This window comes from Asaia siamensis (assembly GCF_014635085.1).
In the GTDB taxonomy this organism is placed as follows: Bacteria; Pseudomonadota; Alphaproteobacteria; order Acetobacterales; family Acetobacteraceae; genus Asaia; species Asaia siamensis.
Map to the genome: position 1 here is coordinate 319,494 of NZ_BMCH01000001.1, position 13,754 is coordinate 333,247.

Below are 13,754 nucleotides of genomic sequence, written 5' to 3' on the forward strand. Positions count from 1 at the left end.
CGCTGCGCCGTTCAGGGTTGTCGTCGCCCTAGAGGACGAGTGCCCCGAGCAGGGCTTCAAGCCTGATACGCCCTTCATCGGTCGCAATCAGGCGTTGCTCGGTGAGCGTCAGATAGTCTTCCTCGAGCGCACCTTCGAGAATGCGTGCATCGACGCATTCCTGCATCCTGCGGCCAGTACGTTCTTCAAACCAGTCAAGCGCGATCCCTTCACGCAGGCGCAGGCCCATCAGCAGGGCTTCGCGTCCGCGCTCTTCGGAGGAAAGCGGGGTTTCATCGGTTGAGCCGCTCCCGCGCTGCTCGACCCGATCCGCCCAGATTTCCGGCGCCCTGTGGCGGCGTGTGGCCATGAGCGCGCCATCAAGCGTCAGGCGCCCATGCGCACCCGGGCCGATGCCGATATAATCCTGATAGCGCCAGTAGGTCAGGTTGTGACGACTCTCCGCGCCGGGGCGGGCGTAGTTCGAGATCTCATAATCCTGCAGCCCGTAGAGGCCGGCAATCTCGGCGGTCTTTTCGTAAAGAAGGGCTGCATCGTCTTCTTCAGGCAGGACGAAACGCCCTTGCCGGTAAAGCCCTTCAAACTTCGTTCCCTGCTCGATGGTCAGCTGATAGAGCGAGAGATGATCGGAGGCGAGATCGAGCGCCCGACGCAATTCGGCCTCCCATGCGCTCAGTGTCTGGCCGGGGCGCGCATAGATGAGGTCAAAAGACAGCCGGGGAAACAGGGTGCGTGCGGTTTCGAGCGCGGCAATGGCCTGGGAAGCCGAATGCTCGCGCCCCAGAAAACGCAGATCTGTCTCATCCAGACTTTGTATGCCCAGAGAGACACGATTGACGCCGGCCTCACGAAACGCGGCGAGCTTGCCGCGCTCGACGCTGGTGGGATTGGCCTCGAGCGTGATTTCAAGATCCTCGGGCGCGTCGAAATGCTGGCGTGCATCCTCGATCAGCAACGCCACGGTCTCGGGCTGCATCAGGGAGGGGGTACCCCCACCGAAAAAGATCGAGCGCAAGGCCCGCCGCCCCGTGCGGGCGGCGTCAGAGGCGAGCTCCTGCCTCAGCGCTGTCGTGAAGCGCTGATGGGGAATCTCGTCCCGCACATGGGAGTTGAAGTCGCAATAGGGGCATTTCGCCAGACAGAATGGCCAATGCACATAAAGCGAGAGCGGGGTGGGGTCGCTCAGATTGCGATCCTCACGCCCAGCTCGACCACGCGGTCTGGCGGAATGCGGAAGAACTCGGTGCTGGGGGTGGCATTACGCACCATCAGCAGGAACAGCCACATGCGCCAGATCGAGAGTTTGGACAGGGTAGAGCGCACCACCAGCTCACGGGAGACGAAATAGGAGGCCTGTATGGCATCGAACTCGACCCCGGCGGCATTCAGCTCTTCGAGTGCCTTGGGCAGGTTGGGCATTTCCATGAAGCCGTAGCGCACGATCACTCGATAGATGTTCGGTGCAAGTTCCTGCACCATGGCGCGATGGCCGCGCTCTGCTTCCGGCTGGTCGAGGTTCTGCACGGTGACGAACAGCACATGATCATGCAGCACCTTGTTGTGCTTGAGATTATGCAGCAGGCAGGTCGGCACCGTGTCGGGATTGGCGGTCAGGAACACGGCCATTCCCGGCACACGCACGGTGCGCGATTGCGGCAGTCGCGCGAGGAACGACGCCATGGGCAATGAGTCCGCTGCCTGACGGGCGCGGATAAGGCTGCGGCCACGCGCCCATGTTGTCATGAGGATCGTTGCCGACACACCGATCGCGAGCGGCACCCAGCCCCCATCGGGAATTTTCAGCACATTGGCTGCAAAGAACGTGCCGTCACTGATCAGGAAGAACCCGAACACGAGACCGGCCAGCGGCACGCTCCAGTTGAACACGCGGCGGAACACGACCATCGCCAGCACGGCGGTGCACATGAAGGTGCCGGTCACAGCAATGCCGTAAGCCGCGGCCAGAGCCGAGGACGAGCGGAAGGAGAGCACCAGCAGGATCGAGCCCAGAGCCAGCACCCAGTTGAAGACGGGCAGATAGATCTGCGCTTCTTCTTCTGCATTGGTGTGCATGATGCGCATGCGCGGCAGATACCCGAGCTGAATGAGCTGGCGGCAGAGAGAGAACCCGCCGGAGATACCGGCCTGGCTCGCAATGACTGTTGCCATGGTGGCAAGCAGCAGAAGCGGGATCTGCGCCCAGCCGGGGGCCAGATGATAGAACGGGTTCTGCAGCGCGGCCGGGTTGCGAAGCAGCAATGCGCCCTGACCGAGATAGTTGAGCGTCAGTGAAGGCAGGACGAAGAACAGCCAGGCATAACGGATCGGGGCACGGCCGAAATGCCCCATATCGGCGTAGAGTGCCTCGGCACCTGTCACGGAGAGCACGACCGAGCCAAGCGCGATGAAGGCAAGCCAGCCGTGATAGAAGACAAACTGCGCGGCATAATAGGGCGAGAGGGCCATGAGAATGCCGGGCGTCTGCATGATGGAGTGAATGCCCATCACTGCCAGCGTCAGGAACCACACCATCATGATGGGGCCAAACGCGCGGCCGATCTTGCCTGTGCCAAGAGCCTGCGCGCTGAAAAGCGCGATCAGGATGATGATCGCCACCGGGATGATGATATGCGAGGCCGAGGGCACAGAGACCTCGATGCCCTCGATGGCTGAAAGCACCGAAACGGCAGGGGTGATGATGCCGTCACCGAAGAACAGGCAGGCGCCGCCGATGCCGACAATGCCGAAGATCCATCGGAATTTCGGTGATTTGCAGACGCGCTGGGCCAGTGACATGAGGGCGATAATTCCGCCCTCGCCATCATGATCGGCCCGCATCACCAGCATGACGTATTTGATCGTCACAACCAGCATCAACGCCCAGAAGATCAGGCTTTCAATGCCCATGATCTCCCAGCTTTCTGCCGGGTGACGAATGGAACCGACGATCTGGACCGAGGCCTGAAAGGCGTAGAGCGGGCTCGTGCCGATATCGCCATAGACGACGCCCAGCACACCCAGAAGCCCCGCGAGGCCGACCGGTGCCTTCTTGTGCAGATCTTCAGTCGCACCGAACTCACGGATTGAGCCGTGTCCGTCGGTCGCCGTCTTCGCACTGGCTGGTGCTGCGGCGTTTGTCGAACCTGGCAATCCGTCAGGCCTGTCTGTCATTTCTGTTCCAACTCATGGCAAGCACGCTGCGTCGCACACATAGATGTGAGCGATCACTGACATAAGGCCTGCCATACGATGGTTTTTCCGGCGACCGCAAGCACGCTATCGCAGTGGCTTTTGTGAAATCAGGGTTTGGGACGGGTGCCGAAGATGGCGGTGCCGACACGGACGAGCGTGGCCCCGTGCGCGATGGCCGTTTCGAAGTCGGCAGACATCCCCATCGAACATTCGATTAATTCATGTTCATGTGCGAGCTGCGCCAGAAAAGCGAAATGGGGCGCCGGATCTTCCTCTTCAGGCGGAATGCACATCACGCCTTTCAGGGAGTCGCCGAAACGGGTCTTGCAAAGGGTGATGAACTGCGAAGCCTCGTGGCGAGGCACGCCAGATTTCTGCGGCTCGTCGCCCGTATTCACCTGAACGAACAGATCAGGCAGCTGCCCGAGGCGGTCAGCAGCGCGTGACAGCGCATCGACCAGACCGGGGCGATCGACGGACTCGATGACATCGGCGAGACGACAGGCCTCCAGTGCCTTGTTCGTCTGCAGGCTGCCGATGATGTGCAGCTTCAGATCGGGCCAGTGTTCGCGCAGGGCCGGAAATTTTTCCCTGGCTTCCTGCACACGGTTTTCGCCGAAAATTCTCTGCCCGGCTGTCAGGGCTTCCTCGACGGCAGAGGCCGGGTGAAACTTGCTGACCGCGACCAGCCTGACGGCTTCTGCCGGGCGTCCGACGCGCACGCATTCATGCCCGATACGGGCGCGGATCTGATCGAGACGGGAAGAAAGCGTGTCGTTTGACATGGCCGGTTCCGTAAGTTGTTGCTGTTCGGATGCAGGAAGGGGTAGCGCGCCGCTTCGCGAAATGCCATTGGCAAGGCAATGTCCAAAGCACCTTCACAGATTCCCGCCGATCCGACACGCGATCTGGCCTTCGATATTCTCTGCGGTGTCGTCGAGCATCGACGCATGCTGGAGACGACGCTCGACCGCAGCGCGCTGACCGATCCGCGCGACCGCGCCAGCGCGCATCGTCTGGCGGCTACCGTTCTGCGCCATATGGGCAGCATGACCGAGCTGCTTCAGCCGCTGCTGCGACGCGAGCCGCCTGCGCCCGTACGCTGCGCGTTGCTCATGGGGGTGGCACAGCTTCGTCATCTCGAAACCCCGCCTCATGCCGCTGTCGGCACCATCGTCTCGCTGCTGCGCCGCCGCGGGCTGGCGCCCTTTGCAGGGCTTGCCAATGCCGTTCTGCGCCGTGTCGCGCGTGATGGCGATGAACTGGCGGAAGGACTTGATGCCGATCGTCTGGACGTGCCTGCCTGGCTCTGGACCGCATGGGACAAGCGCGCGCGCGATATCGCGGTAGGCCTGCACCGTGAGGCACCCATCGATCTGACCCTTCGCCCCGGCGCTGCCGCTCCCGAGGGCGGTGAGGTCATGCCCAATGGCAGCCTACGTTTCGCGCCAGGTACGCGCGTGACCGAACTGGAGGGCTTCGACGAGGGCGCTTTCTGGGTGCAGGATGCCGCTGCCACCATGCCGGCGCGTCTGCTGAACATTCAGCCCGGCCAGAGCGTGATCGATCTCTGTGCGGCACCGGGCGGCAAGACGGCCCAGCTGGCTGTGGCAGGCGCCGAGGTTATTGCGGTCGAACGCGAAGAAACGCGGGCGAAGCGTCTGAAACAGAATCTCGACCGGCTAGGGCTGGACGCGAAGGTCGTTATTGCCGATGCGCTCGTCTGGCAGCCTGAAGAAAAGGTCGATGCTGTCCTGCTCGATGCGCCGTGCTCTGCCACCGGCACGCTGCGCCGTCACCCCGATGTGCTCTGGGTCAAGCGCCCGCGTGATGTGCTGGCTCTGGCCAAGGATCAGGACCGTCTGATCGACGCAGCGGGAGCCATGCTCAAGCCCGGCGGTGTGCTGCTTTATGCCGTCTGTTCGCTTCAGGATGAGGAAGGCCCGCAGCGCGTCGCCGCAGCTCTCAAGCGTGGCTGGGTGCTGGAGCCTTTCACAGCGGAAGACCTCGCCTCCATGCCCGAAGCCCTGACGAAACAGGGAACATTCCGTACACATCCCGGCATGTGGGCCGAGCATGGCGGGATGGATGGATTTTTCGCGGCAAGGCTGCGCAAAAGCACCTGAAACAGATCTGCGTTAGAAAAAAGGTAGGATAATGCCCCAGCTGAAAACCCCCCTGATTGCCCCGAGCATTCTCAGTGCCGATTTTGCGTGTATGGGTGCAGAGGTCGAGGCCGTGGTGCGTGATGGGGCCGACTGGCTGCATCTCGATGTCATGGATGGGCATTTCGTACCGAACATGACCTTCGGCCCCGGCATGGTTGCCGCCCTGCGCAACCGAACGGACAAGCCCTTCGACGTGCATCTCATGATCGAGCCCGCCGATGCGTTCATCGAGGCCTTTGCCAAGGCCGGGGCAGACCATATCCATGTTCATGTGGAAAACAATCCGCATGTGCATCGCACGCTTCAGCATATCCGTGCGCTCGGCAAGAAGCCGGGCATTGCCATCTGCCCCGGCACGCCGCCCGAGGCGCTCGAATATGTGCTCGATCTGGTCGACATCATTCTGGTGATGACGGTCAATCCGGGCTTTGGCGGGCAGAAATTCCTCGAGAGCCAGGTGCCCAAGATCCGCAAGCTGCGCCAGATGGCCGATGCGACGGGCCGTGATATCCGCATCGGCGTGGATGGGGGGATCGACCTTACCACGGCGTCGCTCGCAACGGGCGCCGGTGCCGATATGATGGTCGCAGGGACTTCCATCTACGGTCAGGATGATTATGCTGCTGCAATCAACTCTTTGAGACAGGCGGGGAGCCTGTCCTGATCTTCTGACCGAGGGAACCTACCGGCATGTTCGGACGCTGGGCGCGTGAAGCTCGTCTTTCATTAGCCCGGCTTCCATCGAGCGTGCCGGGCATCGCCCGTGCGCCCGATCGTCCCGTTCATGCGATACGCGATATCTGGCCGGGCAATCCTGACCATGGTGCGCTGCTGGTGAGCGGTGCGGCCCGTTTCGAAGGCCGCAACATTCCCCTGCGTGCGCATGACTGGGAATATGCCGATCTGGCCCCTGTCACACGCGAATGGCTTCAGGGCTTCACCTGGCTGCGCGATCTGCGCGCACTCGGCAGCGACGAAGCCCGTCTCTATGCCCGCTCGATCGTCGGCAGCTGGCTCGATCAGCCACCCATCGACCCGCTGGTGCTCAATGCCCCTGCAACAGGGGCGCGACTGGCCTCCTGGCTCGGTCATTTCGATTTCTTTGCATCTTCCGCAAGCGAGGCTTTCCGTCAGAAAGTGATGGATCGCCTTCTGGTCGAGGGACGCCTGATTTCCATCATGCTGCCTCTGGCCGAGCAGGGATGGCGCAACCTGACCGCTCTCAAGGGGCTGCTTGCTGTTGCGGTGGCGATCCCGTCGCAGACCGGGTTTCTGCACCGCTTTCACCGTTATCTCGATCAGGAACTGGATCGTCTGACGCTGCCCGATGGGACGCTGCGCGAACGGAGTCCGCAGGCGCAGATGGAAGCCGCGCGCGAGCTTGCCGAAATCAGCGTGTTCATGCGTATGGCGCAGCTGTCACCCTCTGAGAAAGTACAGAACGCGCTCGCCCGTATCTGCCCGGTTCTGCGAGCCCTGCGTCATGGCGATGGCAGTCTGGCGTTGTTTCACGGCAGCAAGGAGCAGGATGACCGTCAGATAGACCGGATCATCCAGTACGGGGCACGTCAGCGTCTTCTGGCGTCATCCATGCCTGATGGCGGGTTCTGGCGTATTTCAGTAGGCAAGGCGCTCCTGTTCGTCGATGGCGCGCCTCCTGCAGGCGCCCCCCATGACGGCAATGCCCATGCGGCGCCGCTTGCGCTGGAGTTCTCGCATGGCAGACAGCGTCTTTTCGTCAATTGTGGTGCCGCTTCGACCGGGATGTGGAAACAGGCGCTGCGCGAGACGGCTGCGCATAGCTCGCTGGTGGTTGAGGAAACCTCCTGCTGCGACTTTACCCCGGCGGGCACGATCGCCCGTCGCCCCGCCCATGTAACGCTTACCCATCAAAGCCAGGATGGTGCGCACTGGGTCGATGGTCAGCATGATGGCTGGTATCCCGGTTTCGGCGCCAGCTGGCGTCGTCGGCTCTATCTCGGCCCTACAGGAGAGGATCTTCGTGGCGAGGAATGTGTCGATGGCGAACGCCGGGTGGCCTTTGCCCTGCGCTTTCATCTCCACCCCTCGGTTCAGGCCGAACTCGCCCCTGATGGGGACGAAGTGCTGATGCATGCAGGCGGGATGATCTGGCGCTTCCGGCAGGAGGGGGGCGTGCTCTCTCTGGAACGGAGTGTCTATGCAGGGGGTGAAAAGCCGGTAGCAAGCCATCAGATCGTCATTCGTCCGCCGGCGGCCGAGGTGACGGCAGTGTCGACCGGTAGCGATGCAGTGACAACATCGACTTCGCAGGAGCCCAAGGAGACCGAAGGGGCTCCTGAGGGCGAAACAATGCCTTCCTCCCAGCCGGGAGAGCCAGGCGAAGCCGGCGCGGGTGCGACTGCGGATACGCAGTCTCCGACGACTGCCAGCGCGCCTGCATTGCCGGAGCTCCCTCACAGGAACGAGCCTCTACCTGCAAGGCAGGTTGTGCAATGGGTCATGGAGCGCGTACCGGAATGATCTGGCGCCGCAAGCGGGCTCCGAGCCGTGCCGGGGGAGAGGGCAGCAAACGCATTCTCGAAATCGCGAATGTCGATTTTGCCATGAAGCAGTTTCTGCATCCACTCATGCAGGCGCTGCGTGACGCCGGGCATCATGTGGAAGGTGGCTGTGCAGACGGGCCGCATCTTGCGACACTGCGTGAGGACGGGTTCGTGGTGCATGCGCTGCCAATGGCGCGTTCCTACTCACCCATTGCCCAGTTCCGGGCGCTTCGGGCCCTGATCCGGCTGATCCGGCGCATGCAGCCGGATCTCGTTCATGGCCATATGCCCATCAGCGGGCTGCTGGCGCGTGTGGCGGCGTGGTGGTGCGGCGTCCCCTGCATCGCCTATACCTGCCACGGCTTTCTGTTCAATCAGCCAGGCTCCTTCAAGCGTCGCGCCCTTTCTTTTGTTCTCGAATGGGCCGCCGGGCAGATTACCGATCGCTACATGACCGTCTCGCATGCAGAGGCGCGCGACGCACGAAGGCTGTATATTCATCGCGGGGCGCAAGGCATTGGCAATGGGCGCGATCCGGCGCGCTACAGGCCAGATGCCCAGGCGCGCGCGGAGATACGTCAGGCCCTCGGTCTGGGTGACGATCAGGTCGTGATCATCGCCGTGTCGCGTATCGTTCGGCACAAAGGCTACCCTGAATTGCTGCGCGCCATGGAGAGCGTTCCTGACGCCGTGCTCGTGATCGTCGGTGAGCGTCTGCCTTCAGATCATGGAGACATGATGGGGCAGGAATTCGCGCGTGCGACGGAAATTCTGGGGTCCCGTCTCAAATTGCTGGGCTATCGCGACGATACGCAGCGCGTGCTGGCGGCTGCCGATATCTTTACCCTGCCAAGCCATTTCGAGGGGCTGCCGATGTCGGTCATTGAGGCCATGCTGACCGGCCTGCCTGTTGTGGCAACCGATATTCGTGGCCCTGCCGAACAGATTGTGTCGGGAGAGTCCGGGCTTCTCGTGCCGCCGGGTCTCGCCGCGCCTCTGTCAGAGGCCTTGACGGAGCTGGTTCGCGATCCGTCGCGCCGTCAGGCGATGGGGGAGGCAGCCCGTGCGCGTGCTGTCGCTCTCTATGGCCAGAAGCGCGTGCTTGAGCGCGTGGTTGCCATTCTGAGCTGATCAGAGCCAGCCATTCTGGCGGGCGATGCGGCTGGCCTCGACACGGTTTCTGGCCCCGATCTTCTGGATGATGTCTGAAAAGCAGTTGCGAAGTGTGCCGGGCGACAGGTCGAACAGCGTTGCAATCTGTTCGCTCGAACGCCCTGACTCGACCAGTCGTAGAATGGCCCGATCGCGGGAATTGAGCGGATCATGGGCCGCGTCCCAGACCTGTTGCGCGAGGGTGGGGTCTATGGCCCGCCCGCCGCGGCCGACATTGCGCAAGGCTTCGGCAAGCTGGGCAAGAGGCGCATCTTTCAGGAGATAGCCTCTGACACCTGCATTGAGCGCCCGCTTCATATAGCCTGCACGCGCGAAGGTGGTGACGATCACAACGACTGTATGCGCCTTGGTTGTATAAAGCTTTTCCGCCAGTTCGATGCCGCCGAGTTCAGGCATTTCGATATCGGTGAGAAGAATATCCGGGCGGAGTGTCTGCACAAGCGCGAGTGCGTCGCGCCCGTTGGTGGCTTTGCCGACGATCTCGAAATCGGGTTCCAGGGAGAGCATAGAGGCGAAGGCCTCCAGAAGCATGACCTGATCTTCAGCCAGAACAAGCCGCAGCTTCTGTCTCATGGAGCATTCCCTAGCGTGACAAGGAGCGTCGTTCCATCGCGTTGAGGGGTGATGACAAGGCTGCCATCAAGCTCGACCAGGCGCGCACGCATGCCCATTATACCATTCCCCTCCCGGAATGAAAGGGTGATTTCCTCTCCGAGCTTTCGCGAACGGGTGTCGCGTATTTCGAGTTCTGCCTGATCGCGGGCATTGCGCCGGAAGGTGATGCTGCATGTCTCTGCCCCGGCATGGCGCAGGATATTGGTCAAGGCTTCGCGCAGCACCATGATCAGCACCGCTTCCGAGCGAGGAGGCATCAATGTGGTGTCACCGTTCACGGCGACAGAAATGCCAGCGTCCTTGAGCGCAAGACAGCCGTCGGCCAGTTCCTGCTTCAGGCTGGTGAGGCGTATGGCCGAGACAGCGAGCCTCGTCTCGGCAAGCGCCTGACGCGTTTTCTCGCCGATTTCATGGAGTTCGCAGGCGGCCCCCTGCGGATTATCCGGGAGGTAACGCAGGGCGAGGTCTGCCTTGAGGGCAATCAGGGTCAGGGAGTGTCCGAGCGTATCGTGCAGATCACGGGCGAAACGCTCGCGTTCTGTCATGAGTGTCAGCGCCCTGATCTCCTCCTGCGCGGCCGCCAGAGCCTCGTTCTGTCTATGGAGATCCATCGATAGTCTGGTCGTGGTCAGAACGCCAAGCGCCACGATGAGAGTGATCAGACTGCCGATCAGTCCCTCATCAAAACGCCAGCTCAGGAAGCCATAAGCGGCAAGAATGGGGGCGAGGGCGCAAAAACGGGAAACACGCGAGCGTATGGCTCCGCAGGTAGCGGCTGCTGAGATAAAGAAGATTCCCCAATATCCCCCGAATGGAATGAGCGCTGTGCCGATCAGGGCATAGACACCAGCCCGCAGACCAACCGTGAGAGCAAAGCGCCCCGGCAGGAAAGGCAGGACCAGAAAGAGCCCGGCGCCGCAAAGAAAAGCGATGACAGCGAGCGGTGTCGTGCCCCGTGCGAGCCAGGGCAGGGGATAAAGCAGAAGATAGAAGGCGAAGCTGAAGCGACGAACCAGCGCGGCACGGGTAAGGCCTTGCGTCTCGCTCATGAAAGCACCTGTACGTCATGTGCGCCTGTGCGGACGGGCTCAGGCGCTGTATCCCGAACCGCTCGGGGCGGGAGGCTGTTCATGAGACGCAGTACAGCGCCCAGCCAGCAGGATGTCGCGGTACCGAGTCCGGCAACCAGCATGTGCCAGGGCTGAGGGAGCGCCAGAGAAAAAAGTGTGACGAGCAGAATGGCGAGGCCTGTACCGATATGAACAGGTTCTTTCATGGCCCGCCCCAATGGCAGGTAGGAGGCTCCGATTACGAGACCCGCGACGAGCAGCATGAGATCGGGTCTATGCAAAATCGATAACACTGTTCCCGCGGTCATCAGCAGTATGACACGCGCGCGCCTGGTGCGGGCCGCAAGAACACGATCAATGATAAATTCTGGCCGACCGAGATCGCGTGTGAGAAACCCCCAGGCAAGAGGAAGGGTGATGGCGGCAAGAAGGGTGGCACATATCCATAGAGGCCAATGCAGCACAGCAAGGCCCCGCATCCCCCAGGCGGCAGCAAAGGCAAGCCCGCCCAGATCGGTCAGGGCATAGCGCCAGTATCGCGGGCGTTTGAAGAAGGCACCCATTTTTCGGTCTCCCATGATCGTCGTGTCACGCAGGCGATCATGGGAGAAGTTTCGATTCGGCAATAGTGTGCTGCGTCACCGCCGTGGCGTGACGCAGCATGACAGGAGGTTCATGCGCTGTGGCAGCAACCCAAACGGGCGCGAAAACAGCGTGTTACCTATATAGGCCGGACCTTGCGGGTAGGCGTCAGACCGGCCGCAGCAGAAGATGGCGCTTCTTGCCGGAAGAAAGCTTGAGAACGCCCTCAACCAGATCATCAGAGGTGATGACGCGGTTCTCATCCTGTATGGGCTCGTCGTTCAGGCGTGCGCCGCCACCACGGATCAGTCGTCGTGCTTCGCTGTTTGTCGCGACCAGGCCAGACTCACCAAAGAGGCGGAAAGCCGGAATTCCTGCTTCCAGATCGGCTTTTGGCAGATCGCGCGAGGGCAGATCGGTCGCCAGACCGCCTGCCTCGAAAGCCTGACGCGCCGTTTCTGCCGCTGCAAGAGCGGCTTCGCGCCCGTGGCAGATTGCCGTTGCTTCCGTGGCCAGGATTTTCTTGGCTTCGTTGATCGCAGCCCCTTCCAGGGCGCCAAGGCGCTCGCATTCCTCAACCGGCAGATCCGTGAAGAATTTGAGGAAGCGCCCGACATCGGCGTCTTCTGTGTTGCGCCAGAACTGCCAGTACTCGAACACTGGAAGCTTTTCCGCGCTTACCCAGGTCGCGCCATTGGCCGATTTGCCCATTTTGGCGCCGGATGACGTGGTGACCAGCGGCGTCGTCAGACCAAAGACCTGTTTGGAATCCGTGCGGCGTGCCAGATCGATACCGGCAACGATATTGCCCCATTGATCAGAGCCGCCCATTTGCAAAACTGCGCCATGACGACGGTTCAACTCGCGGAAATCATAGGATTGCAGGATCGAATAGTTGAATTCGAGAAAGGTCAGGCCCTGTTCGCGGTCGAGGCGCTGCCTGACGCTTTCAAAGGAGAGCATGCGGCTGATCGAGAAATGTACCCCAACATCCTGTAGCAGCTCGATATAGGAGAGGCGGTCGAGCCATTCGGCATTATTGGCCAGCATCGCATCGCTGGGGCCCGATCCGAAGCTCAGAAACTGGCGCAGACTGACCTCGATGCCAGCCAGATTATGCGCGAGCTTTTCGGGGCTCATCAGGGCGCGTGCTTCGTCGCGAAAGGACGGATCGCCGATCTTGGCCGTGCCGCCGCCCATCAGGGCAATAGGGCGATGGCCGTGGCGCTGCATCAGGCGCAGCATCATGATGGAGAGGGCGTTGCCAACATGAAGCGAGTCGGCTGTCGGGTCAAAACCGATATAGCCTGTGACCGGACCAGCGCACAGGGCGTCATCAAGAGCGGCAAGGTCGGTGCATTGGAAAATATAGCCCCGAGCGTCAGCCTCTTTCAGAAAAGGACTTTTCAGCGCGTGCTCTGCCATATCGGTCTATCCACTATCATGAGGCGGGTTGAGGCTGGGGGTCGTAGCATGAAAAGAGCGCAAAGCCGACCGTGACCACCATAAAGCGGTGCGAAACCTCAATAAAAAAGGCGGGGAAAGCCCCCGCCTTTTGAAATATCTGCACCACTGGCACAGATCAGTCTGCGGCAATCGCCAGGACACGGCGGTTGCGCATCACCGTCACATGGTCTTCGAGCGCAGACGCAACTTTTTCGGCTTCGCTTGCGAAGATATGGTTGGCGCCCTCGAAGATGCGATAATCGACCTCGACATTCTTCTGGGTGTTCAGCTTGTCGACCAGCTTGCGAATGCCTGGCTCGGGGGCCATGTCATCCTTGTCGCCCGCGATCATCAGCCCGCCGCAGGGGCAGGGCGCCAGAAAGCCGAAATCATAGTCATTGGCCGGAGGCGCAACGCTGATCCAGCCGCTGATTTCCGGACGACGCATCAGAAGCTGCATGCCCACGAAGGCGCCGAAGGAATAACCCGCAATCCAGAGCTCGCTGGAATTGGGATTGACCATCTGCATCCAGTCGAGAGCAGCGGCGGCATCTGAAATTTCGCCGATCCCGCCATCATAGCGCCCCTGCGAACGGCCTACGCCGCGCGAGTTGTAGCGCATGACCGAAAAACCCATTTTCTCGAACGACCGATACATCGTGTAGGTGATGCGGTTGTTCATGGTGCCGCCGTGAAGCGGATGTGGATGCAGAACCAGTGCGAGCGGCGCATTCGGCTCGTCAGAATGGTGGTAGCGACCCTCCAACCGGCCATCAGGGCCGGCGAACATGACTTCAGGCATCAAAATGCTTCCGAATTGACCTCTTGCCCGCGATTTGAAGCCGGCAGAGGGATGTGTTTTTATTGTGAGAAATGAACCTGATCGCGCGAGGCTTGCACAAGAAGGGGCAAAAGACCCTCTGCGAAGCGGTTCATGATGAACGGCGCGGAAGCGTCAGCCGTACTGTACCGTGTGAACGGCT

Annotated in this window: 12 protein-coding genes; 4 read left to right on the top strand and 8 right to left on the bottom strand. The window is 61.3% G+C overall.

The features are described 5' to 3' along the window. Nucleotides 1–28 precede the first annotated feature (28 nt). From hemW to IEV53_RS01280, 3 genes are all read right to left on the bottom strand, one after another. Nucleotides 29–1,186, bottom strand: coding sequence for a radical SAM family heme chaperone HemW (gene hemW, locus IEV53_RS01270; protein ID WP_188425377.1), 1,158 nt, complete (start codon nt 1,184–1,186; stop codon nt 29–31). After that, nucleotides 1,183–3,171 (bottom strand): potassium transporter Kup, encoded by a 1,989-nt coding sequence (locus IEV53_RS01275; protein WP_188424822.1) that lies wholly within the window; start codon nt 3,169–3,171, stop codon nt 1,183–1,185. Before IEV53_RS01275 ends, hemW begins: the two co-directional genes overlap by 4 nt. Nucleotides 3,172–3,299: 128 nt before the next feature. Further along, entirely contained in the window at nt 3,300–3,977 is a 678-nt protein-coding gene (locus IEV53_RS01280; RefSeq protein ID WP_188424824.1) for a YggS family pyridoxal phosphate-dependent enzyme, read from the bottom strand. A gap of 78 nt (nt 3,978–4,055) precedes the next feature. Between IEV53_RS01280 and IEV53_RS01285 the strand changes: the two genes are divergently transcribed. From IEV53_RS01285 to IEV53_RS01300, 4 genes are read left to right on the top strand one after another with little or no spacing between them, the layout of a single operon-like run. Next, on the top strand, nt 4,056–5,318 hold the full coding sequence (locus IEV53_RS01285; protein ID WP_188424826.1) for an RsmB/NOP family class I SAM-dependent RNA methyltransferase: 1,263 nt from the start codon (nt 4,056–4,058) through the stop codon (nt 5,316–5,318). Nucleotides 5,319–5,349: 31 nt separating this feature from the next. Next, nucleotides 5,350–6,024, top strand: coding sequence for a ribulose-phosphate 3-epimerase (rpe, locus tag IEV53_RS01290; protein WP_188424828.1), 675 nt, complete (start codon nt 5,350–5,352; stop codon nt 6,022–6,024). A 26-nt stretch (nt 6,025–6,050) separates the two neighbouring features. Beyond that, the gene (locus IEV53_RS01295; protein WP_188424830.1) at nt 6,051–7,862 is read left to right on the top strand and encodes a heparinase II/III family protein; all 1,812 of its coding nucleotides are present in this window, start codon (nt 6,051–6,053) and stop codon (nt 7,860–7,862) included. After that, entirely contained in the window at nt 7,859–9,016 is a 1,158-nt protein-coding gene (locus IEV53_RS01300) for a glycosyltransferase family 4 protein (RefSeq protein WP_188424832.1), read from the top strand. The genes IEV53_RS01295 and IEV53_RS01300 overlap by 4 nt, the downstream gene beginning before the upstream one ends. Here IEV53_RS01300 and IEV53_RS01305 read toward each other — a convergent pair whose 3' ends face one another. From IEV53_RS01305 to IEV53_RS01325, 5 genes are all read right to left on the bottom strand, one after another. Continuing rightward, on the bottom strand, nt 9,017–9,631 hold the full coding sequence (locus IEV53_RS01305) for a response regulator transcription factor (protein WP_188424834.1): 615 nt from the start codon (nt 9,629–9,631) through the stop codon (nt 9,017–9,019). Next, nucleotides 9,628–10,722 (bottom strand): sensor histidine kinase, encoded by a 1,095-nt coding sequence (locus IEV53_RS01310; protein ID WP_188424836.1) that lies wholly within the window; start codon nt 10,720–10,722, stop codon nt 9,628–9,630. Before IEV53_RS01310 ends, IEV53_RS01305 begins: the two co-directional genes overlap by 4 nt. Beyond that, nucleotides 10,719–11,306: a hypothetical protein gene (locus tag IEV53_RS01315; protein WP_188424838.1), complete on the bottom strand. Its 588-nt coding sequence runs from the start codon at nt 11,304–11,306 to the stop codon at nt 10,719–10,721. The genes IEV53_RS01310 and IEV53_RS01315 overlap by 4 nt, the downstream gene beginning before the upstream one ends. 187 nt (nt 11,307–11,493) lie before the next feature. After that, nucleotides 11,494–12,750 carry a tyrosine--tRNA ligase gene (tyrS, locus tag IEV53_RS01320; protein WP_188424840.1) on the bottom strand — a complete coding sequence of 419 codons (1,257 nt, stop codon included), beginning with the start codon at nt 12,748–12,750 and terminating at the stop codon, nt 11,494–11,496. 157 nt (nt 12,751–12,907) lie between these two features. Then, nucleotides 12,908–13,573 carry an alpha/beta hydrolase gene (locus IEV53_RS01325; protein ID WP_025841477.1) on the bottom strand — a complete coding sequence of 222 codons (666 nt, stop codon included), beginning with the start codon at nt 13,571–13,573 and terminating at the stop codon, nt 12,908–12,910. Between the last annotated feature and the right edge of the window lie 181 nt (nt 13,574–13,754).

Coding starts and splice junctions, on each gene's coding strand:
- tyrS (WP_188424840.1), bottom strand. CDS start 12,750: ATGGCAGAGCACGCGCTGAAAAGTCCTTTTCTGAAAGAGGCTGACGCT.
- IEV53_RS01300 (WP_188424832.1), top strand. CDS start 7,859: ATGATCTGGCGCCGCAAGCGGGCTCCGAGCCGTGCCGGGGGAGAGGGC.
- IEV53_RS01295 (WP_188424830.1), top strand. CDS start 6,051: ATGTTCGGACGCTGGGCGCGTGAAGCTCGTCTTTCATTAGCCCGGCTT.
- IEV53_RS01305 (WP_188424834.1), bottom strand. CDS start 9,631: ATGAGACAGAAGCTGCGGCTTGTTCTGGCTGAAGATCAGGTCATGCTT.
- IEV53_RS01315 (WP_188424838.1), bottom strand. CDS start 11,306: ATGGGTGCCTTCTTCAAACGCCCGCGATACTGGCGCTATGCCCTGACC.
- IEV53_RS01285 (WP_188424826.1), top strand. CDS start 4,056: ATGTCCAAAGCACCTTCACAGATTCCCGCCGATCCGACACGCGATCTG.
- rpe (WP_188424828.1), top strand. CDS start 5,350: ATGCCCCAGCTGAAAACCCCCCTGATTGCCCCGAGCATTCTCAGTGCC.
- IEV53_RS01275 (WP_188424822.1), bottom strand. CDS start 3,171: ATGACAGACAGGCCTGACGGATTGCCAGGTTCGACAAACGCCGCAGCA.
- IEV53_RS01280 (WP_188424824.1), bottom strand. CDS start 3,977: ATGTCAAACGACACGCTTTCTTCCCGTCTCGATCAGATCCGCGCCCGT.
- IEV53_RS01325 (WP_025841477.1), bottom strand. CDS start 13,573: ATGCCTGAAGTCATGTTCGCCGGCCCTGATGGCCGGTTGGAGGGTCGC.
- IEV53_RS01310 (WP_188424836.1), bottom strand. CDS start 10,722: ATGAGCGAGACGCAAGGCCTTACCCGTGCCGCGCTGGTTCGTCGCTTC.